General features: G+C 49.7%; 1 protein-coding gene. It reads right to left on the reverse strand.

Annotated elements, in window-relative coordinates; translation table 11 throughout:
- Nucleotides 1-92: 92 nt before the first annotated feature.
- Nucleotides 93-809 (reverse strand): IS256 family transposase (locus AB1K83_RS18145; RefSeq protein WP_413059614.1); only part of this gene is annotated, 717 nt, incomplete at its 5' end.

Genomic DNA, 809 nt, shown 5'->3' on the forward strand with positions numbered 1-809 from the left:
CGGGCAAAGCCAGCCCCATGAGCTGGGTTTCCTGGTTTGGGACTCATGCCCGCAGAGGCTCCATGTCAAGTTGCTTGACGATGTATCAAGTCTTACGACTTTTTGGCGGAAAACAATTTTCTGTTAAAGTTTTTATTGGAATCCGCATAACTGATCAGGACGGCGCCGATCAACCTAAAGGCGGACTGGGTGTTCGGGAAGATCCGGATCACCCTTTCACGTCTACGGATCTCTCCATTCAGCCTTTCCACGCCATTGGTGGTCCTGACGTGCTTGCGGTGGACAAGGGGAAAATTCATATATTGAATGGAATCTTCAAATCCTTCGTCAAGTATCTTCAGGGCTTTTTGGTACTTGGGATCCTCCTCATACTTCTCAAAGAAAAGCTCCTTCAGGTTCCGTATCGTGTCCATCTCTTCTGCAGAAAAGATGCTTTTCAGAAGGCTAATGGCTTCCTGGCTGTCCTTCTTTGGGAGCGCTTCAATGATGTTGCGCTTGAAGTGGACCGTGCAGCGCTGCCAGGAGGTGCCCACAAAATCCTGCTGAATTGCCTTTTTGAGACCTTCATGGGCATCGGAGACGACCAGTTTCGGCGATTGAAGGCCTCTTGAAATCAGGTGCTGGAGAAAGGCCGACCAGCTCTTGAAGCTTTCATTGTGATCCACTTTCAGGCCAAGGATTTCCCGGCGCCCCTCTTCGTTGATGCCAAGCGCAAGGTATACGGCTTTGGAGACAACACGGTTGTGCTCCCTGACCTTGATATACATGGCGTCCACGAATAAGTAGGGATAGTATTTTGTGTTCAAAGG

This window comes from Sporosarcina sp. 179-K 3D1 HS (genome assembly GCF_047228905.1).
GTDB lineage: Bacteria > Bacillota > Bacilli > Bacillales_A > Planococcaceae > Sporosarcina.